The sequence below is a fragment of the Micromonospora sp. NPDC005087 genome (genome assembly GCF_042872965.1).
Taxonomy (GTDB): domain Bacteria; phylum Actinomycetota; class Actinomycetes; order Mycobacteriales; family Micromonosporaceae; genus Micromonospora.
The window spans coordinates 331,385-347,230 of record NZ_JBIALB010000007.1 but is presented as its reverse complement, the minus strand read 5'-3'; the positions used below and the strand labels follow the sequence as shown (position 1 = coordinate 347,230).

The following is a 15,846-nucleotide window of genomic DNA, read 5'->3' as shown; positions in this document are numbered from 1 at the left end:
ACGGTGGGCGCAGGCTGGAGGGCGGCCGAGTCGGTGTTCGATGCCCGGGAAACTGCCCCGTAGAGTGGGCCGACCACGATGTCGCCGAATGGCGGATGGGGGAGGCATGCTGCACCTGAGGATCATCGCTCCCGCCGACCAGTCGGCGGCGGTGGCCGACCTGCTGGCCGCGGATCCCGGGGTCACCCACCTGGCTGTGCTCAACGGAGCCGGCCGCCAGCCCGCGGGCGACCTGATCCTCTGTGACGTCGTGCGGGAGAGTGCGGACGGCGTGCTGCACGGACTCCGGCAGTTGGGGGTCGAGGCCCGCGGTGGGATCGCCGCCGTGGATGTGGAGTTGACCCTGTCGACCGCCGCCGATCGGGCCGCCCGGGACGCTCCGGGCAGCGGCGCCGACGCGCTGGTCTGGGACGAGATCGCCGCCAAGACCGGTGAGCAGACGGAACTGTCCGGGACCTAGCTGGTCCTGATCGTCGTCGCCACCATGATCGCCGGAATCGGCGTGCTCCTCGATCAGCCCATCCTCATCGTCGGTGCGATGGTGGTCGGCCCCGAGTTCGGTCCGCTCGCCGCACTCTGCGTCGCGCTGCTGCGGCGCAGGGCGAAGATCATCGTGCGGTCGGTGCAAGCCCTCGTGGTCGGGTTCCTGGTCGCCATGGTCGCCACGGTGCTGAGCACCTGGGCGCTCACCGCCGCCGGTCTCGTCAGCCGGGAGATGCTGCTCACCGAGCGGCCCCTGACCGATTTCATCTGGCGGCCCGACGCGCTCTCCTGGGTGGTCGGCCTGCTGGCCGGGGTCGCCGGGATGCTCTCGCTCACCTCGAAGAAGTCTGGGTCACTCGTCGGGGTGCTGATCTCGGTCACTACCGTGCCCGCGGCCGCGAACGTCGCCGTCGCCGCCGCGTACGGGGTCTGGCACGAGGCGGCCGGGTCGGCGCTTCAGTTGGTCATCAACCTCTGCGCCATCGTCCTCGCCGGCCTCGTGACCCTGGCCCTGCAACAGCTGTGGTGGTGGAATGTGGCTCGCCGCACCACCGGGCCGATCACTCCCAGGCGTCCCCGCCCTCCAGCCGACGATGGAGCAGCGTCCGCAGGGGGACGGATTCGCCATCCCGACCGCCCGCTCCGATGACCAGCGGCGGCGGTTGCGGGCGCGGGTCGGCGCCGAGCAGCCGGGCCCGCAGGCTGGCCGGGACGGTCAGCAGGTAGAACCGTCCGTCGGCGTCGACCGCCCGGGACCGGGCCCGGTCGATGTACCACCCGGTGAGCCGGGTCCGGTAACGACCGGGGCCGTCGTGAGGCTGGGCGGCCAGCGGCACGGTGCGCAGATCGCGCCGGGTCGCTTCGGCCGCGAACCGGGCGACGAGTTCCGCGGCCTCGGCCTGTTCGGCCGCGCGGCGCCGCTCCTCGGCCGCCGCGCGGGCCCGCACTGCCCGCTGCCGCTGCTCGTGCCATGTCGGGCCGTTGTCCTCCACGTCTGGACGGTACGCGATGCGCTGTCGCTCGCCCCTCCCGCAAGCCCGTACTGGCCATACACCGGTTCAACTGCCTGCATCGCCTTTAGCGGGTAATGTCCGGATTCATGGTGGAGCAGGTTCATCCTGGCGAGATAGGGCGGTCGTCCCGACCGCCGTGGAATCCGCGGGGCGACGACACCGGTCGACGGCGACGTCGACGGTGGTTGCCCAGGAGCCGGTGGGCCCGGGTGATCATCCTCGTCGCCGCCCTCGTGCTGCTGCTGGTGGTCGGCGGCGGTGGGGTCGGCGGGTGGCTCTACGTGCGGTCACTGGAGAAGCAGGTCGAGAAGGTGGACGCCTTCAACGGGCTGCAGGAGGAGCAGCGACCGGTCCGGGCCGCGGATTCCGCGCTCAATTTCCTCATCGTCGGCAAGGATCAGTCCGCGCCGGGGGACACGGTCTCGCGTACCGACGCCATCATGCTGGTCCACGTGCCGCACAGCCGGGACCGGGCGCAGGTCATCTCGATCCCGCGGGACACCTGGACCACCATCCCGGCGTCCCTCCCCGTGGACGGCGGCGGTCCGAGGAAGGACAAGATCAATGCCGCGTACGCCTGGGGCGGGACGCCCCTGCTGGTCCGGACGATCGAGGGCTTCACCGGAGTACGCATCGACCACGTCGTCGTGGTGGACTTCGCCGGCTTCGGAAAGGTCATCGACGCGCTTGGCGGTGTGGATGTCAACGTCGACGTTCCCTTTACCTCCGAGGTGTCAAACGGACGGGTCTACCAGCCGGGAGTCCATCACATGGACAGCACCGTCGCCTTGGACTACGCACGGCAGCGCAAGCAGTTCGCCGACGGCGACTACAGCCGGATGCGCCACCAGCAGGCCATCATCAGCGCGGTGATGCAGAAGGCCAGCCGCACGGGCATCCTCACGAACCCCGCGCAGCTCAACGACTTCCTCCGGGCGACCGCCAGCGCCGTGCAGGTCGACCAAGAGCTGTCGGTCTTCGACACCATCTGGAACCTGCGTGGCGTCAGCGCCGGGGACGTCACCATGTTGACCAGCCCCACAACTGGCGTGGGGATGGTCGGCGACCAGAGCGTGCTCTTCCCCGACATGGCGGCCTCGGCGAAGCTCTTCGCGGCGATCAAGAACGACACCATGGACGAATGGCTGGCTGAGAACCCGGACGCTCGTAACTCCCCGAACTGACCGAGCCCCGTGGGGAGGTGCCGGACCCACTTCGACGGTGGGCCCGGCAGCACTCCAGCAGATCGCCCCGGGTCCGGCCGGCGTGGCCCGCTCAGAGGGGCCCGACGCGACGGTGATCCGTCAGGCCAGACCGGCCCGGCGAAGGGCGTTGGCCATCGCGTCGTTGGTCGGCGGCGGGGCGGAGCCGCCGCGGCCCTGCTGCTGCTGCGGTCCGCCCCGACCGCCGCCGCGATCGCCCCTCGCGACACCCCGGTCGCCGCGCGAGCCGCTCTGTCCGCCGCGGGTCCCGGCCTGGTCGCCACGCGCACCGCCGCGCTCGCGGCGTCCGCCCTCCGGCTGCGGCCGGCCGTCGCCGGAGGACGCCTCGTCCTCCAGCCGCAGGGTCAGCGAGATCCGCTTGCGCGGCACGTCGACGTCGAGCACCTTGACCCGGACCACGTCGCCGGACTTCACCACGTCGCGCGGGTCCTTGACGAAGGTGTGCGACATCGCCGAAACGTGCACCAGACCGTCCTGGTGCACTCCGACGTCGACGAACGCGCCGAACGCCGCCACGTTCGTGACCACGCCCTCCAACAGCATGCCGGGGACCAGGTCGCCGATCTTCTCCACGCCCTCGGCGAAGGTGGCCGTCTTGAAGGCCGGCCGCGGGTCGCGCCCCGGCTTCTCCAGTTCGGCCAGGATGTCGGTGACGGTGGGCAGGCCGAAGGTGTCGTCGACGAAGTCGGTGGCCTTCAGCCCGCGCAGGATCGCCGACTTCCCGATCAGGGAACGCAGGTCCTGCCCGGTGGTGGCGAGGATCCGGCGCACCACCGGGTACGACTCCGGGTGGACGCTGGAGGAGTCCAGCGGATCGTCGCCGCCGGGGATGCGCAGGAAGCCGGCGCACTGCTCGAACGCCTTCGGGCCGAGCCGGGCCACCTTCTTCAGCTCGGATCGGGAACGGAACGGGCCGTTGGCGTCCCGGTGGAGCACGATGTTCTCCGCCAGCCCGTTGCCGATGCCGGAGACCCGGGTCAGCAGGGGAGCCGAGGCGGTGTTGACGTCGACGCCGACCGCGTTGACGCAGTCCTCGACCACCGTGTCCAGTGAGCGCGACAGCTTCACCTCGGACAGGTCGTGCTGGTACTGCCCGAGGCCGATCGAACGCGGGTCGATCTTGACCAGCTCGGCGAGCGGGTCCTGCAGGCGGCGGGCGATGGAGACCGCGCCGCGCAGCGACACGTCCATCCCGGGCAGCTCCTGCGAGGCGTACGCAGAGGCGGAGTAGACCGACGCGCCGGCTTCGGAGACCACCACCTTGGTGAGGTTGAGCTGCGGGTACCGCTTGATCAGCTCGCCGGCGAGCTTGTCGGTCTCCCGACTGGCGGTGCCGTTGCCGATGGCGACCAGCTCGACGCCGTGCGCCCCGGCCAGCCGGGCGAGGGTCTCGATCGAGGCGTCCCACTGCCGGCGCGGCTCGTGCGGGTAGATCGTGTCGGTGGCGACCACCTTGCCGGTGGCGTCCACGACGGCGACCTTCACCCCGGTACGCAGGCCCGGGTCCAGCCCCATCGTGGGTCGGGTGCCGGCCGGCGCGGCGAGCAGGAGATCGCGCAGGTTGGTGGCGAAGACCCGTACCGCTTCCTCCTCGGCCGCCTGCCACAGCCGCAGCCGCAGGTCCGCGCCGAGGTGGATGAGGACCCGGGTGCGCCAGGCCCAGCGGACCGTGTCGGCCAACCAGCGGTCGGCCGGGCGGCCGGCGTCGGACACGCCGAACCGGCCGGCGATGGCCGCCTCGTACCGGCTCGGGCCGGTCGGCGCGGCGTCCGCCTCGCCGGCCTCCTCCGGTTCCATGGTCAGGTCGAGCATGCCCTCCTTCTCGCCCCGGAACATGGCCAGGATCCGGTGCGAGGGCAGCTTCGGGTACGGCTCGGAGAAGCGGCGAAGACCGGTGAGCAGACCGAGCTGTCCGGCACCTACCTGGTGCTGCTCATCGTCGCCACCATGATCGCCGGTATCGGCGTGCTACTGGACCAGCCGATCCTCATCGTCGGTGCGATGGTGGTGGGTCCGGAGTTCGGCCCCCTCGCCGCGCTCTGCGTGGCGCTGCTGCGCCGCCGGCTCGGGGTGATCGGCCGCTCGGTGCAGGCCCTCTCGGTTGGCTTCCTGACCGCCATGGTGGCGACCGTGTTGAGCACCTGGGCGCTGACCGCCGTCGGCCTGGTCAACCGGGAGATGCTGCTCGCCGACCGCCCGCTCACCGACTTCATCTGGCGACCGGACGCGCTGTCCTGGGTGGTCGGCCTGCTCGCCGGGGTGGCCGGCATGCTCTCGTTGACCTCGAAGAAGTCGGGCAGCCTGGTCGGGGTGCTGATCTCGGTGACCACGGTGCCGGCTGCGGCGAACGTGGCGGTGGCCGCCGCCTACGGGGTCTGGCACGAGGCGGCCGGGTCGGCCCTCCAACTGGTGATCAACCTGTGCGCCATCGTCCTGGCCGGGCTGCTCACCCTCGTGGTGCAGCAGGTCTCGTGGTGGAACGTGGCCCGTCGGTCCCGTCGCCCAGCAGCCGGGTGAGCAGGGTCCGCAACGGGATCGACTCGCCGTCTCGGCCGCCCGCCCCGATGACCAGCGGCGCCGGGCTGGGCTGCGGGTCGACGCCGAACAGCCGGGCTCGCAGACCGCCCTGCACGGTCAGCAGGTGGAACCGTCCGGCCACGTCCACCGCCCGGGTTCCGGCCCGGTCGACGTACCAGCCGGTCAGCCGGGTCCGGTAGCGCCCGCGCCCGTCGTAGCCCCGGGCGATCAGCCGGGTGGTGGGCAGCCCCCGCCGGGTCGCCTCGGCCACGAACCAGGCCACCAACTCCGCCGCCTCGGCCTGCTCGGCGGCCCGCCGCCGCGCGTCCGCGTCGGCGTGCGCCCGCACCGCCTGCCGCTGGCGCTCCCGCCACTCCCGGCCGTCCCGCTCACTCACGACGCCGACGGTACGCCCGCGCGTGTGGCCCGGCTCAGTCGAGTACGGCGAGCAGGGTGCGCCGGGCGATGGCGGCCATCACCGGGTTGGTCTCGACGTAGTACGGCAGCGCGTTGATCGCCTGTACCAGCGCCCAGCCGCGCCCGCGTTCCCAGGTCGCATCGTCCACGCCGAGCGCCCGCCGGTACCTCTCCCGCGACCCGGCGTCGAACAGGTTCCACGCCGACATCAGGTCCACCGCCGGATCGCCCATGTTGACCGTTTCGAAGTCGATGACCGCGGCCAGTCGCCCGTCACGGACCAGCAGGTTGCCCGGCATCAGGTCGGCGTGGATCCACACGTCACCGGCGTCGTGCCGGGGAGCGTCCCGGCAGCGGTCCCACACCTCGGCGAGCCGGGCGGTGTCGGTGAGCTGGCCACTGCTGGCGAGGGCTGACCGCACCCCGACATCCTGGGCGGCCAGCGGTCCGCCCCGGCCGAACCCCGGCCAGGCCCGACCGCCGGTGTCGATGCCATGCAGGGCGATGACAACGCCGGCCAGGTCACGGGCGAAGGCGCCCAGGTCGTCGACCCGGCTTGGCTGGGTCGGCTCGCCGGGGATCCAGCGGTACGCCGTCCACGGCCCGAGATACCCCTCGCCCGGCTCGCCGAGGCCGAGCGGTTCGGGCACCGCGATCGGCAGGTGCGGGCCGAGCAGCCGGGCGTGCTCCTGCTCCCGCCGCAGCTCGGCGCGCAGCTCGGTGTCGGCCGTTGGTTGCAGGGGGAACCGCAGGACGATCTCCGCACCGAGCCGGAAGAGGGCATTCACCGTGCCGGTCGTGGGGAGCGGACGGACGGGGAGCGCCCGCCACTCGGGAAACTGCTCGGCCACCAGCGCGGCGACGACATCCGCGGTGACGTCGACCTGGTCGGCATGCATCTTCACCGCGAGATCATCACTCACCACTCCGGGGCCGGGCGACCCCATTTCTTTCTCGAGGCCCGCCCCTTCCCCAATGGGGCCCACCCTTTCCCCTCCGACGCCTTGAGTCTCCTGTCGAGCTGCCCCCGATCTGGACCACCACATGGCTCTGCCCCAGATCTGGACCACCACGTGGCCTCCGCCCCAGATCTGGGCCACCACACGGCCTCTGCCCCAGAAATGGGGCAGCTCGACAGGTTGCCGCGGGGGACTGGACCGGCCGGCCACTGAGGTGAGCAGAGCGCCGGGGGCGCCCGGGATGTCGCCCGTGCGGGGCGACATCCCGAGCCGGGTCTGGCGAGGCGTGCGGCCCCGCTGGTCGGTCAGGCCAGGCCGGCGCGGCGCAGGGCGTCCGCCATCGCGTCGTTGGCCGGCGCCGCCGAGCGATCAGCCTGCCCGCCACGGCCACCCTGCCCGCCACGGCCACCCTGCCCGCCACGGCCACCCTGACCACCCTGACCGCCACGGCCGCCTTGACCGCCCCGCTGCTGCCCGCCGCTTCCGCCTTGCCCGCCGCGACCACCTTGACCGCCGCGCTGGTCGGGCCCGCCGCGTCCGCTCTGCGACCCGCGCTGCGCCGGTCCGCCGCGCCCGTCCTGGCCGGTCCGGTCGCCGCGGGCGCCCTGTCCGTCCCGCGTACCGGCGGGTGCCCCCGGCTCGTCCTCCAAGCGCAGGGTCAGCGAGATCCGCTTGCGGGGTACGTCGACGTCCAGCACCCTGACCCGGACGACGTCACCGGACTTCACCACCTCGCGGGGGTCCTTGACGAAGGTCCGGGACATCGCCGAGACGTGCACCAGACCGTCCTGGTGCACCCCGACGTCCACGAACGCGCCGAACGCGGCCACGTTGGTGACCACGCCCTCCAGCACCATGCCGGGAGTCAGGTCACCGATCTTCTCCACACCCTCGACGAAGGTGGCGGTGCGGAACTCGGGCCGCGGGTCGCGGCCCGGCTTCTCCAGCTCGGCCAGGATGTCGGTGACGGTCGGCAGGCCGAACCGGTCGTCGACGAAGTCGGTCGCCCGCAGCCCGCGCAGGATGCTGCTCCTACCGATCACGGAGCGTAGGTCCTGGCCGGTGCTGGCGAGGATCCGGCGCACCACCGGGTACGCCTCGGGGTGCACGCTGGAGGAATCCAGCGGGTCGTCGCCGCCGGGGATGCGCAGGAAGCCGGCGCACTGCTCGAACGCCTTGGGCCCGAGCCGGGCCACCTTCTTCAGCTCGGTACGCGACCGGAACGGCCCGTTGGCGTCCCGGTGCAGCACGATGTTCTCGGCCAGCCCGGCGCCGATCCCGGAGACCCTGGTCAGCAGCGGCGCCGAGGCGGTGTTGACGTCCACCCCGACGGCGTTGACGCAGTCCTCCACCACCGCGTCCAGAGACCGGGACAGCTTCACCTCGGACAGGTCGTGCTGGTACTGGCCGACCCCGATCGACCGTGGGTCGATCTTGACCAGCTCGGCGAGCGGGTCCTGGAGCCGACGGGCGATGGAGACCGCGCCGCGCAGCGACACGTCCATCCCCGGCAGCTCCTGAGAGGCGTACGCGGAGGCCGAGTAGACCGACGCGCCGGCCTCGGAGACCACCACCTTGGTCAGGTTGAGCTGCGGGAACCGCTTGATCAGGTCGCCGGCCAGCTTGTCGGTCTCCCGGGAGGCGGTGCCGTTGCCGATCGCCACCAGCTCCACCCCGTGCGCGCCGGCCAGCCGGGCGAGGGTCTCGATCGAGGCGTCCCACTGCCGGCGCGGCTCGTGTGGATAGATGGTGTCGGTGGCGACGACCTTGCCGGTGGCGTCCACCACGGCCACCTTGACTCCGGTCCGCAGGCCCGGGTCCAGCCCCATCGTGGACCGGGAGCCGGCCGGCGCGGCGAGCAGCAGGTCACGCAGGTTCATGGCGAAGACCCGTACCGCCTCCTCCTCGGCCGCCTGCCACAGCCGCATCCGCAGGTCCGCGCCGAGGTGGATGAGGATCCGGGTACGCCAGGCCCAGCGGACCGTGTCGGCCAGCCAGCGGTCGGCCGGGCGGGCGGCGTCGGACACGCCGAACCGGCCGGCGATGGCTGCCTCGTACCGGCTCGGGCCGGTCGGCGCGGCGTCCGCCTCGCCCGCCTCCTCCGGTTCCATCGTCAGGTCGAGCACGCCCTCCTTCTCGCCCCGGAACATGGCCAGGATCCGGTGTGAGGGCAGCTTCGGGTACGGCTCCGAGAAGTCGAAGTAGTCGGCGAACTTGGCGCCAGCGGTCTCCTGGCCCTCGCGTACCCGGGAGACCAGCCGGCCCCGCGACCACATCTGCTCGCGCAGCGTGCCGATCAGGTCGGCGTCCTCGGCGAAGGTCTCGATCAGGATCGCCCGGGCGCCCTCCAGCGCGGCGGCGGCGTCGGCGACGCCCTTCTCCGGGTCGACGAACCCGGCGGCGGTGGCCCGCGGGTCCTGGGTGGGGTCGGCCAGCAGCGTCGCGGCCAGCGGCGCCAGCCCGGCCTCGCGGGCGATCTGCGCCCGGGTCCGCCGCTTCGGCTTGTACGGCAGGTAGATGTCCTCCAGCCGGGACTTCGAGTCGGCGGCCATGATCTGCGCTTCCAGGGCCTCGTCCAGCTTGCCCTGGCCGCGGATCGACTCCAGGACGGCGGCCCGCCGCTCGTCCAGCTCGCGCAGGTAGCGCAGCCGCTCCTCCAGGGTGCGCAGCTGGGTGTCGTCGAGCAGGCCGGTGGCCTCCTTGCGGTAGCGGGCGATGAACGGCACGGTGGCGCCGCCGTCGAGCAGCTCCACGGCCGCCCGCACCTGACGCTCGGCCACGCCGAGCTCGTCGGCGATCCGCTGATGAACAGACTGGGTCACGATCTCGATCCGCCTTCGGAAGTGGGTACCGCCTGCATTGTGCCGGGCGGTGTCGGGCGTTGTCGCCGCGCCCGGCCAGGCTGATCCGTCTCGCCCGGCGGGGTTGAACCGCCGCGCCCGGCCGGGGCGACCCGGCGGCGACCCCGCCGCGCCTGCGCTAGCGTTGCGATCATGGAATCAGCTGCGGAGCCGCGTGCCCGGCGGCTCTTCGGCGGCAGCGCCCGGGCCCTCGGCGACCTCACGCCCAACCCGTTCCGCGCCGACCGGGACCGGATCGTCGGCTCGCCGTTCTTCGCCCGCCTCGGGGGCGTCACCCAGGTGATCAGCCCGGTCGGTTCCGGCCTGCTGGTGCACAACCGGCTCACCCACAGCCTGAAGGTCGCCCAGGTGGCCCGGGCGATCGCCGAGCGGCTGACCGGCGACGAGCGGTGGCGTGACCTGCTGGACAAGCTCGGCGGCTGCGATCCGGACGTGGTGGAGGCCGCGGCGCTCGCCCACGACCTGGGCCACCCGCCGTTCGGGCACCTGGGGGAGCGGGTGCTGGACCGGTTGGCCCGGCAACGCCTCGGCCTCAGCGACGGGTTCGAGGGCAACGCCCAGTCGTACCGGATCGTCACCAGCACCGAGATCCGCGGCGCGGCCACCACCGGGCTGGACCTGACCGCCGCGGTCCGCGCGGCGATGCTGAAGTACCCGTGGACCCGCCTCGACCACCCCGACCCGCACCCCCGGCTGCTGGACCCGCCGCCGCGGGGGGCCACCCCACCGCCGGACGACCCGGAGAGCGGCTCGTCGAAGTTCGGCGCCTACCGGACCGAGCTCGACGACCTGCGCCAGGCCCGGGAGCCGTTCGCCGGCCGCATCCCGGAGTGGCAGCAGACCGTGGAGGCGTCGGTGATGGACACCGCCGACGACATCGCGTACGCCATCCACGACGTGGAGGACTTCTACCGGGTCGGGGTGCTCCAGCAGGGCGCGGTCTCCGCCGAGCTGATGGCCTGGCAGCGGGAGAGCGGGCACTTCCGGGCGATCACCGACGCGGCGCTGGCCACCGCGGCCCGTCGGCCCGGCGCGGCGATCGAGCGGCTGCGCCGGCAGCTGCACCGCAAGGACGCCTGGATCGCCGACGACGACGCCTTCGCCGCCGCCGTCGAGCACGTCCGGGAGGAGCTGGTCGAGGGGCTGCTGGCGATGCCGTTCGACGGTTCGATCGAGGCCGAGCAGTACGTGGCCCGGTTCTCCGCCCGCTGGTCCACCCGCTTCGTCGAGGCGATCACGGTGACCGATCAGCCGTCGGTGCGCTCCGGGTACGTGCTGCTCGGCTGCGCCCAGTGGCACGAGGTGCAGGTGCTCAAGTTCGTCCACCACCGGTTCGTGCTGGCCCGCCCCGACCTTGCCCTGCACCAGCGCGGCCAGGCCCGGCTGCTGGGCACCCTGGTCGAGGCGCTCTGGGAGTGGCTGCTCGACCCGGAGGAGGAGTCCCGGTTGCCCCGGCGACTGCACGACTTGGTCGAGCTGGCCGAGGCGGAGCTGCATCCGCGTACGTCGGACCGGATCGGCCGGGCCCGGGGGCGGGCCATCGTGGACTTCGTCGCGCAACTCACCGACGGCCAGGCGGTGGCCATGCTGGACGCGCTCTCCGGCCGCTCCGGTGCGCTCTGGACCGACGCCTTCGTGCTTTAGGCGACGGCCTGCCACCAGCCGTCCACCGCGGGTGGTTCGTCGACCACCACGCGCTCGCCTGGGCGGGGGACGGCAAGCCTCACGTCGCGGGCCTTCGCCTCGGCCCACAGCCGGTTCACCGGTTCGGACCAGTCGTGCAGGGCCAGGTTGAACGTCGCCCAGTGCACCGGGATGAACAGCCCGCCGCGCAGGTCGAGGTGGGCGTCGACAGCCTCCTCGGGGAACATGTGGATGCTCGGCCAGGCCCGGTCGTACGCGCCGATCTGCATCAGCGTCACGTCGAACGGCCCGTGCTCCGCGCCGATCGCCGCGTACCCGTCGAAGTAGCCGGAGTCGCCGGTGTAGAAGACCTTGCGGGACCTGCCCGCGATGACCCAGGAACTCCAGAGCGTGCCGTCACGGCGCAGCCCCCGGCCGGAGAAGTGCTGGGCCGGCGTGGCGGTGACCTTCAGCCCGTCGATCCGGTGGCTGTCCGACCAGTCCAGCTCGATGGTCCGGTCGGCCGGTACGCCCCACCGGTCCAGGTGTGCCCCCACCCCCAGCGGCACCAGGAACGGCGCGGACTGCCGGGCGACCAGCTCCCGGACGGTGGCCATGTCGAGGTGGTCGTAGTGGTCGTGGGAGATGAGGATCGCGTCGAGTCGGGGCAGCTCGTCGAGGCGTACCGGCGGTTCGTGCAACCGGCGGGGACCGACCAGGGCCGAGGGTGAGCAGCGCTCGCTCCACACCGGGTCGATGAGCACCCGGTACCCCTCGATCTCCACCAGTGCCGAGGCGTGGCCGTACCAGATGATGCCGAGTTCCCGGTCGGTGCCGGTGGTGGCCGGCTCGTCGGCCGGACGCAGCAGCGGCACCGAGGTGCTCGGGCGGCGCTTCTGCTTGCCGAAGATCAGTTCGCGGAGCAGGTTGCGGCCCGGCTCGGCGGCGACCATGGTGCGGGTGCCGGCCTGGTTGTGGAAGGTGCCGTCGCGAAACTGGGGCGAGCGGGCCGCCCGGTCGGCCCGGGCGCCGGCGAGTCGGCCGCCCAGTGCCGCCGGCACGTCCCGGGCCACCCAGGCCAGGCCGGCCAGCGCGGCCAGCCCTGCCGCGCCGCCCATCCGTCGCCCGAGCGACCGCTCGACGTCCGTGCGTTCCGCTGGTGCCATCGCCGTCCCTCCGCTGTGTCCCGCACTACACGGTAGTCACCCGGGCCGGCTCGTGCCCCGGCGGCCGCCGCACCGGGCCGGACGCCGCCACGACGGCCGGCCCGGGTGCGTGCTCAGCCGCCGTTGCTGGGCCGCCGGGCCGCGATCCGGTACGCCGTGCCGGCGCCGGCGAGCCGGTCCACCGCGGCGAGGAACCGGGGGCCCATGGCGGCCCGGGCCTGCACCGCCGGGTGGGTGGCGCCGAAGTCGTCCGGGTCGGCCTGCCCGTCGGCGAACAGCGCGTAGGTGAGCACCGCGGCGCCGGACCGGTCGAAGATGATTCCGGCCTCGTGCCGGGCGTCGGCGAACCAGCCCGCCTTGGTGGCGATCCGGGCCCGCTCGTCGGAGGACATGGTGCGCCGGATGCCGTCGGTGAACGCCACCGGGGCGCGCAGCAGCCCGAGCAGGAACGCCGTCGAGGCGGGGGAGAGCAGGGTGCCGGCGACCAGGGCGCGCAGCAGGTCGTGCGTCTCCCGGGGGGTGCTGGTGCCGAGGAAGAACCGGTTCGGGTTGGCCACCGGCTCGACCTGGGTGTTCGGGAAGCCCTTGCCGACCAGGATGGCGTTGAGCTCGGCGGCCGGGCAGACCGACCCGCACAGCCGCACCGCCGTGTCGTCGGAGACGGTCAGCAGGGTGGCCAGCACGTGCCCGAGGGTCACGCTGCTCGGGTACGCGCCGTCCAGGCTGAAGATGCCGTCGCCGCCCGGAACGACGATCGCCGCCGTCACCTCGACCCGCTGGTCCAGGGTGAGCAGCCCCCGGTCGACCTTGTCGAGCACCGCCGTGGCGACCGCGATCTTGTTGACGCTGTACGCCTCGATCCGCCGGTCCGCCTCGGCCGCCACCGCGACCACGGGCGCTCCGGCCGGGTCGGCCACGCTGACGTACGCCTGCCAGTTGCCGCCGGCCGCGGTGCTGAACCGGGTGTAGGCGGCGGCGACGCGGCGGGCGGCCTGGGCCGGGGTGGTTGGGCTGGGTTCGGTCGTAGCGGCGGCGCTCGCCGGGCCGGCGGCGCCGAGCACCGTACCGGCGGTGGCCACCGTGCCCAGCCCGAGTGCGGTCCTGCGGTTCAGTCGGATGGTCAATCGTCTCCCCCATCGTGGTGCGCCGGAGCGCTTGCCGGACCACCACCCTAGGCGAGTTGATCGATGCAAGGCGCCCCCCGACCGCTCAGCCGAGCCGCCGACGCAGCACGGCGCCCACCGACCCGGGCACGCTGCGAGCGAGCTGCCGCAGGTCAGGCAGGTGACCGCCGCGCACCGCCTCGCCGGCCGGGTTCGGGGCGAAGACCGTGCCGTCGTGCGCGTCGACCGGCCGCCCGCTCAGGCCGGCCAACCGCATCAACGGTCCGACCAGGACGTCGTACACGCCGGGCAGCACGGTGAAGCCGGCGCGCAGCACCACGTTCAGCCGGCCCACGGAGACCTCCCGGCGGGGCCGGTCCACGCAGTCCACGATGGCCCGGGCCACCCGCTGGGAGCTGGTGACCGGCGGTGGAGGCCGGCCGACCCGGCCCAGGTAGTTGGCCGCCTGCTGGTACACCGGGGTGTCCACGCTGCCCGGGTTGACCAGGCACAGCCGGATCCGCGGGCTGTCGCGCAGCTCCTGCTGCAGCGTCCGGACCAGCCCCTGCAACCCCCACTTGCTGGTCACGTAGGCGCTCATGTACGGCGCGGTGATGTGCCCGAGCATCGAGCTGGTGAGGATCAGGGTGCCGGTCCCGGTGGCCCGGACGTGCCGCAACGCCACCCGCGCCGAGTCGGCCGCGGCCAGCAGATCGGTGCGCACCACCTGGTCGAAGACCCGCTCCGGCAGCTCGTCGAAGCGTCCGTAGGCCATGACGGCGGCCGTGGGCACCCAGACGTCGATGCGGCCGAACCGGTCGGCCGCGGCGCCCGCGAGCGCCTCCAGCGCGCCCGGCTCGGTGACGTCGGTGGGCACGGTCAGCACGTCGACGTCGGCGCACTCCGCGCGTACGTCGGCCAGGGTCTGTGTGGCGCGGGCGGCGAGGACGAGGCGGTCGCCGCGCTCGGCGAACGCCCGGGCCGTCGCCCGGCCGATCCCGCTGGTCGCGCCGGCGATCACCACGACCCGGCTCACGGAGCGAGCACAACCTTGATGCAGCCGTCCTCCTTCTTCTTGAACATCTCGTACGCCTGCGGCGCCCTGGCCAGCGGTACCCGATGGGTGTGCAGATCCTCGACGCCCAGCGGGTCGTCATCACCGGCGAGCAGTGGCAGGATCTCGTCGGTCCACCGGCGCACGTGGCACTGCCCCATCCGCAGCTGGATGCCCCGGTCGAACATCTCCATCAGCGGCATCGCGTCCGCCTCGCCGCCGTAGACGCTGGACAGCGAGACGGTGCCGCCGCGACGGACCGCCTTGATCGCGGCGTGCAGGACGGAGAGCCGGTCCGTGCCGACCCGGTCGGTCATCGTCTGGGCCAGCCTGTCCGGCAGCAGTCCGACGGCGGCGTGGGCCAGCTTGCCGACCGGCGCGCCGTGCGCTTCCATGCCGACGGCGTCGATCACCGCGTCCGGGCCGCGCCCGTCGACCAGGTCGATCAGCGCGCCCGGTACGTCGTCGAGTTCGCGGACGTCGAGCACCTCGATGCCGTGCCGGCGGGCCAGCTCCAGCCGCTCGGGCACCAGGTCCAGGCCGATCACCCGGCCGGCGCCGAGGTGGCGGCCGATCCGGGCGCAGAACTGCCCGACCGGGCCCAGCCCGAACACCGCCAGGGTGCCCCCGGGCGGGGTGTCCGCGTACTTCACCGCCTGCCAAGCGGTGGGCAGGATGTCGGAGAGGTAGAGGTAGCGCTCGTCGGCGCCGGTCTGCGGGATGGTGATCGGCCCGAATTGAGCCTGCGGAACGCGCAGGTACTCGGCCTGCCCGCCGGGGACCGAGCCGTAGAGCGACGTGTAGCCGAACAGCGCCGCGCCCTTGCCCTCGCTGCTGACCTGGGTGGTCTCGCACTGGGCGTAGAGCTGGCGCTGGCACATCCAGCAACTGCCACAGGAGATGTTGAACGGCACGACCACCCGGTCGCCGGGCTTGAGTCGGGTCACCTCCGGCCCGACCTCCTCGACGATGCCCATCGGCTCGTGGCCGAGGATGTCGCCGGGCTTCAGGTACGGCCCCAGCACCTCGTGCAGGTGCAGGTCGGAGCCGCAGATCGCCGTCGAGGTGATCTTCACGATCGCGTCGGTCGGCTCCTCGATCCGGGGGTCCGGGACCTCCTCGACCCGTACGTGCCGCTTGCCTTGCCAGGTCAGTGCCTTCATGCCGTTCGTCCCCTCTCCGGTGCGCCTACCGGACTGCTACCCGCGCTCCGGCACTTGAACCGGTCCGGGGTGGTTGGCGGGTCGCCGATGATCAACTCGGTTTGCATGGTGTCGGGGTGTCACCGGCGTGGGGATACGCCGACTTCCAGGAACCCGAGTTGCTCTCCCGTGCGCCACCCACAGCGCCGAGCGCAGCCGGAAAGAGCCGCTGGCCGGCACCCACCAGGGGTGCCGGCCAGCGGCGTGATCACGTACCTGAGAAAA

The 15,846-nt window shown here is 72.9% G+C and carries 13 protein-coding genes and 1 pseudogene; 5 read left to right on the top strand and 9 right to left on the bottom strand.

Going from position 1 to position 15,846, the window contains the following annotated elements:
- Positions 1 to 88: 88 nt before the first annotated feature.
- Complete coding sequence (locus tag ACFYPS_RS19380; protein WP_354964041.1) at positions 89 to 460, top strand: hypothetical protein; 372 nt, start codon at positions 89 to 91, stop codon at positions 458 to 460.
- A 24-nt stretch (positions 461 to 484) separates the two neighbouring features.
- The gene (locus ACFYPS_RS19375; protein WP_354964042.1) at positions 485 to 1,132 is read left to right on the top strand and encodes a DUF389 domain-containing protein; all 648 of its coding nucleotides are present in this window, start codon (positions 485 to 487) and stop codon (positions 1,130 to 1,132) included.
- Here ACFYPS_RS19375 and ACFYPS_RS19370 read toward each other — a convergent pair.
- Positions 1,044 to 1,475: a hypothetical protein gene (locus ACFYPS_RS19370; RefSeq protein ID WP_354964043.1), complete on the bottom strand. Its 432-nt coding sequence runs from the start codon at positions 1,473 to 1,475 to the stop codon at positions 1,044 to 1,046. The two genes, ACFYPS_RS19375 and ACFYPS_RS19370, sit on opposite strands and share 89 nt — an antisense overlap.
- Positions 1,476 to 1,705: 230 nt before the next feature.
- Between ACFYPS_RS19370 and ACFYPS_RS19365 the strand changes: the two genes are divergently transcribed.
- Entirely contained in the window at positions 1,706 to 2,680 is a 975-nt protein-coding gene (locus ACFYPS_RS19365; protein WP_354964044.1) for an LCP family protein, read from the top strand.
- A 120-nt stretch (positions 2,681 to 2,800) separates the two neighbouring features.
- On the opposite strand, the pseudogene ACFYPS_RS19360 reads toward ACFYPS_RS19365, so the two are convergent.
- A pseudogene (locus ACFYPS_RS19360) lies at positions 2,801 to 4,600 on the bottom strand (helix-hairpin-helix domain-containing protein); the annotation flags it as partial.
- Between the two features lie 66 nt (positions 4,601 to 4,666).
- On the opposite strand from ACFYPS_RS19360, the gene ACFYPS_RS19355 reads away from it, so the two are divergent.
- The gene (locus tag ACFYPS_RS19355) at positions 4,667 to 5,236 is read left to right on the top strand and encodes a DUF389 domain-containing protein (RefSeq protein WP_387325906.1); all 570 of its coding nucleotides are present in this window, start codon (positions 4,667 to 4,669) and stop codon (positions 5,234 to 5,236) included.
- Here ACFYPS_RS19355 and ACFYPS_RS19350 read toward each other — a convergent pair.
- The 3 genes from ACFYPS_RS19350 to ACFYPS_RS19340 form a co-directional block, all read right to left on the bottom strand.
- Positions 5,166 to 5,633, bottom strand: coding sequence for a hypothetical protein (locus tag ACFYPS_RS19350; RefSeq protein ID WP_354964046.1), 468 nt, complete (start codon positions 5,631 to 5,633; stop codon positions 5,166 to 5,168). The genes ACFYPS_RS19355 and ACFYPS_RS19350 overlap by 71 nt on opposite strands.
- A 34-nt stretch (positions 5,634 to 5,667) precedes the next feature.
- Complete coding sequence (locus ACFYPS_RS19345) at positions 5,668 to 6,552, bottom strand: aminoglycoside phosphotransferase family protein (protein ID WP_387325903.1); 885 nt, start codon at positions 6,550 to 6,552, stop codon at positions 5,668 to 5,670.
- A gap of 365 nt (positions 6,553 to 6,917) precedes the next feature.
- The gene (locus ACFYPS_RS19340) at positions 6,918 to 9,434 is read right to left on the bottom strand and encodes a Tex family protein (RefSeq protein ID WP_354964047.1); all 2,517 of its coding nucleotides are present in this window, start codon (positions 9,432 to 9,434) and stop codon (positions 6,918 to 6,920) included.
- Positions 9,435 to 9,605: 171 nt separating this feature from the next.
- On the opposite strand from ACFYPS_RS19340, the gene ACFYPS_RS19335 reads away from it, so the two are divergent.
- Complete coding sequence (locus tag ACFYPS_RS19335) at positions 9,606 to 11,117, top strand: dGTP triphosphohydrolase (protein ID WP_354964048.1); 1,512 nt, start codon at positions 9,606 to 9,608, stop codon at positions 11,115 to 11,117.
- Here ACFYPS_RS19335 and ACFYPS_RS19330 read toward each other — a convergent pair.
- The 4 genes from ACFYPS_RS19330 to ACFYPS_RS19315 form a co-directional block, all read right to left on the bottom strand.
- On the bottom strand, positions 11,114 to 12,262 hold the full coding sequence (locus ACFYPS_RS19330; RefSeq protein WP_354964049.1) for an MBL fold metallo-hydrolase: 1,149 nt from the start codon (positions 12,260 to 12,262) through the stop codon (positions 11,114 to 11,116). The two genes, ACFYPS_RS19335 and ACFYPS_RS19330, sit on opposite strands and share 4 nt — an antisense overlap.
- A 113-nt stretch (positions 12,263 to 12,375) precedes the next feature.
- The gene (locus tag ACFYPS_RS19325; RefSeq protein WP_354964050.1) at positions 12,376 to 13,386 is read right to left on the bottom strand and encodes a serine hydrolase; all 1,011 of its coding nucleotides are present in this window, start codon (positions 13,384 to 13,386) and stop codon (positions 12,376 to 12,378) included.
- Between the two features lie 85 nt (positions 13,387 to 13,471).
- Positions 13,472 to 14,401 carry an SDR family NAD(P)-dependent oxidoreductase gene (locus ACFYPS_RS19320; RefSeq protein WP_387325869.1) on the bottom strand — a complete coding sequence of 310 codons (930 nt, stop codon included), beginning with the start codon at positions 14,399 to 14,401 and terminating at the stop codon, positions 13,472 to 13,474.
- Positions 14,398 to 15,582, bottom strand: coding sequence for a zinc-dependent alcohol dehydrogenase (locus ACFYPS_RS19315; RefSeq protein WP_354964052.1), 1,185 nt, complete (start codon positions 15,580 to 15,582; stop codon positions 14,398 to 14,400). Before ACFYPS_RS19315 ends, ACFYPS_RS19320 begins: the two co-directional genes overlap by 4 nt.
- Positions 15,583 to 15,846 lie beyond the last annotated feature (264 nt).